This is a genomic window from Mesorhizobium sp. M7A.F.Ca.CA.001.10.2.1, assembly GCF_003998575.1.
Lineage (GTDB): Bacteria > Pseudomonadota > Alphaproteobacteria > Rhizobiales > Rhizobiaceae > Mesorhizobium.
In genome coordinates this window covers 1-3,814 of sequence record NZ_RZQY01000602.1, presented here as the reverse complement: position 1 = coordinate 3,814, position 3,814 = coordinate 1, and the positions used below count along the sequence as shown (strand labels likewise).

Sequence of the window (3,814 nt, the reverse complement as noted above, 5' to 3'; positions counted from 1 at the left end):
TCGACAAGCAGGGTAAGGCCGCGGACATCTACGAAATCCGCGTTTCGATCGAGCCGTAAGAGCGCTGAACGGTCTAGCGGTCGAGCAGCGCCTGTAGCGTCTCGATGCGGTCGGCCTCGTTGGCCGGCTTGTCCCAGCGCAGCCGCGAAATGCGGGGAAAGCGCATGGCGACGCCGGATTTGTGCCGGGTCGAGCGGTTCAGCCCTTCGAAGGCGACTTCCAGCACAAGGCCGTTGTCGCGGTCAGCCCGCACCGAGCGCACCGGCCCGAAACGCTCGATCGTGTTGTCGCGGACATATTTGTCGATCTGCTTCAACTCCTCGTCGGTGAAGCCGAAATAGGCCTTGCCGACCGGCACCAGTTCCTCTTCCCCTTCGGCACCTGTCCAGACGCCGAACGTATAGTCGGAATAGAAGCTCGAGCGTTTGCCGTGGCCGCGCTGGGCATACATCAGCACCGCGTCCACCGTGTGCGGATCGCGTTTCCATTTGAACCATGGACCTTTCGGCCGGCCGGCGACATAGGCTGAGTCCCAGCGCTTCAGCATGACGCCTTCGATGATCGGATGCGGCGGCACCCGGCGTAGTTCCTCAAGCGTTTGCCAATCCGTGAAGTCGACGAATGGCGAAAGATCGAAACGGCTCGGGTCGAGCGTTCCGACAAACGCTTCCAGCCGACCGCGCCGCTCGCGAAACGACAGCGCGCGCAAATCCTCGTCGCCGAGCTGGAGCAGATCGTAGCAGCGCATGAAGGCCGGGTATTGCTGCTGCATCTTCGGTGTCACCGTCTTGCGATTCAGCCGTTGCTGCAGATCCGAGAAGGTTCCCGTCGCCTCCCGGGGATCGCCGACCAGCAATTCGCCGTCCAGCGTTGCGGAAAAATGCATGGCCTCGGCGAGGTCCGGAAAGGCACCGGAGACATCGTCGCCGGTGCGCGAATAGAGCCGGCGGATACCGCCCTCGGCCGTCGCCTGGACACGGATGCCGTCCCATTTCCATTCGGCGGCATAATCCGCGGGATCGAGCTTTTCGAGATCGCCGTCACCGACCGGGTTCGACAGCATCACCGGGCGAAACAATGCCAACGCCGTGCTTCGTGGTCTTTCGGCCTTGCCTTCCAGCCACGCGAACAGCGCTGTGTAAGGCGGTGACAGCCCGTGCCAGAGCTCCTCGATCTCGGCCACGTCGACCTTGCCGAAATCGGCCAGCGCCTGTTTGGCCAGCCGCGCCGACATGCCGATGCGCAAGCCGCCGGTGACCAGCTTGATGATGGCAAAGCGCGCCGAGATGCCCGCGCTGTCGAGCAGCCCGGCCAGCACCTTGGGCCCGTCGGAGCGGCTTGCCGCCTGCAGTTTGGCCACGACTTCGCCCAGCGTCGGCTCGCGGTTCGCGATGTTTCCGGGCGTTTGCGGCCAGACCAGCGACACCGTTTCGGCGAGATCGCCGACATAGTCGTAGGAATAGCCGAACAGCACCGGATCCATGCGTTCGGTGACCAGCATGCGCAGCATCGCCGGCTTGACCGCGGCGATGTGGAGATCGCCGGTGATGGCAGCCAGCGCCAGCCCGCGATCGGGATCCTCGACGCTGCGGAAATAGTCGGTCAGCAAGGTCAGCTTGCCGTTGCGCGACGGCGTCAGCACCAGGCGGTCGAGAAGCTCGGCGAAGCGGTTCATGGCTTCAATCGCCCTCGTCCTCGTAGCCGACCAGATGCAGCGGCCGGGCGGCGATGCCTTCGAGCTCGCACCAGCGCACCAGCGCTTCCTCGCGGCCATGCGTCACCCAGATCTCCTCGGCTCCGGTCTCCTTGATCGTGGCGGTCAACTCATCCCAGTCGGCATGATCGGAGATGATCAGCGGCAGCTCGACGCCGCCTTGCTTGGCGCGCTGGCGAATGCGCATCCAGCCCGACGCGAAGCACGAGATCGGATCGGGAAAACGCCGCGCCCAGCGGTCGGCGAAGGCCGATGGCGGGCCGACGACGATGGCGCCGGTAAAATCATCCTTGCCGCCGCTTTCGACGGTCGCCGGTTCGAGGGTGCCGAGATCGATGCCTTGGCTCTGGTAATATTCACTGAGTTTGGCCAGCGCGCCATGGATGTAGAGCGGCCTGTCGTAGCCGGCGTCGCGCAACAGCCGCATCACCCTTTGCGCCTTGCCCAGCGCATAGGCGCCGACCAGATGCGAGCGCTCAGGGAACTGCGCTGCCGATTTCAGCAGGCGGGCGATTTCTTCTGTGTCGGGCGGATGGCGAAACACCGGCAGGCCGAAGGTCGCTTCGGTGATGAACACATCGCACGGGATCGGCTCGAATGGCGCGCAGGTTGCGTCCCTCTGCCGCTTATAGTCGCCGGAAGCGACGATGCGCGTGCCCTGATGCTCGACGGATATCTGCGCCGAGCCCAGCACATGGCCGGCTGGATGGAAGCTGACGCTGATGCCATTGAGTGCAATCGTCTCGCCGAGTTGTGCCGCTTGCGTCGTGCCAGCGAAATTCTCACCGTAGCGCAGGCCCATAATGTCGAGCGTTTGCCGCGTCGCCAGCACCGAGCGGTGGCCGGAACGCGCATGGTCGGAATGGCCATGCGTGATCAATGCCCGGTCGACCGGCCGGACCGGGTCGATGAAGAAATCGCCCGGCGGGCAATAGAGGCCCTCGGGCCGGGGATGAAGCAGGTCGCTGGCGCGCATGATCCCCCAAGATAGGATATAATTCCGCGGCGGGAAGCCTGTTGTAAGTCACTGCTGACTCCCGCATAGAGCACCGCCGGCTCGATCCGCCGGCAGGACCCATCGCCATGAAACCGCTTCAGGCCTCGTCCGGCGACTTGAACGCCGATCGCCGTGCCGATTATGCCGAGATGCTGCACGCGGACGGGGACCATGCGGCGGCGGCGGAGTTGCTGCTCGGCGCCCTGGAAATGACACCGCAATGGGCGATGGGCTGGTTTCGCCTCGGCGAGATGCAGCAGGCGGCGGGCGCGGCGGAGCTGGCCGCGCAGGCCTGGACGATGTCGCTGCAACTCGATCCATCGGATCGTCAAGGCGCTGCACTGAACCTGCAATTGATCGGCAAGGCGCCGGCGCCCGACGCGCTCCCCAGCGCCTTCGTCGAGACCTTGTTCGACCACTATGCCGAGAGCTTCGATGAGTCCCTGGTCGGCAGGCTGGGTTACCGCCTGCCTGGGATGCTCGACCAGGCCATTCGAGCGGCAAGGCCGGGACGCTTCCCGCTCGCTCTGGATCTCGGCTGCGGCACCGGCCTGATGGGGCAGAGGCTGCGGCCGATCGCCGACCGGCTGGAGGGTTATGACATTTCGGCCAAAATGCTAAGAAAGGCGCGGGCCAAGGGCGTCTACGATTTCCTCGACAAGGCCGATCTGCGGGATTTTCCCTATGCCGGTCCGAAAGCCGATCTGGTGACGGTGGCCGATGTTTTCATCTATGTCGGCGCGCTGGACGGCGTGGTGAAGACGATTGCCCGCTTGCTGGCGACGGACGGCCTGTTCGCGTTTTCCGTCGAAACGCTGGCTGGCGATGGCGATTTCGTGCTGCTGCCGTCGCGCCGCTACGCGCATGCGCAACACTATGTGCGCGACGTCCTGGCCGCCAACGGGCTTTCGGTCCTCTCACTGGAGCCAACCGTCATCCGGCAGGATCGTGGGGAACACGTCAACGGGTTGGTCGTTGTGGCCGGGGCTCCGAACTCAGCCCGACAAAGGACCTGACGACAGCCAGTTCGGCGGTGTCGGCAGCTTTTACCGGCAGCGATAGGAATTTTTTCTTGACACCCTGCCCTCAGCACATTTTCGCCC

At 64.4% G+C, this 3,814-nt stretch carries 3 protein-coding genes; 1 reads left to right on the top strand and 2 read right to left on the bottom strand.

Translation table 11 applies throughout. The features are described from left to right. Positions 1-73: 73 nt before the first annotated feature. Both EN964_RS28175 and EN964_RS28170 read right to left on the bottom strand, forming a co-directional pair. A complete protein-coding gene (locus EN964_RS28175; RefSeq protein WP_127271579.1) occupies positions 74-1,675 on the bottom strand; it encodes a cisplatin damage response ATP-dependent DNA ligase in 1,602 nt (533 codons plus the stop codon). Between the two features lie 4 nt (positions 1,676-1,679). After that, positions 1,680-2,690, bottom strand: coding sequence for a ligase-associated DNA damage response exonuclease (locus tag EN964_RS28170; RefSeq protein WP_127270756.1), 1,011 nt, complete (start codon positions 2,688-2,690; stop codon positions 1,680-1,682). 107 nt (positions 2,691-2,797) lie between these two features. Between EN964_RS28170 and EN964_RS28165 the strand changes: the two genes are divergently transcribed. Then, complete coding sequence (locus EN964_RS28165) at positions 2,798-3,727, top strand: class I SAM-dependent methyltransferase (protein WP_127271576.1); 930 nt, start codon at positions 2,798-2,800, stop codon at positions 3,725-3,727. Positions 3,728-3,814: the final 87 nt, after the last annotated feature.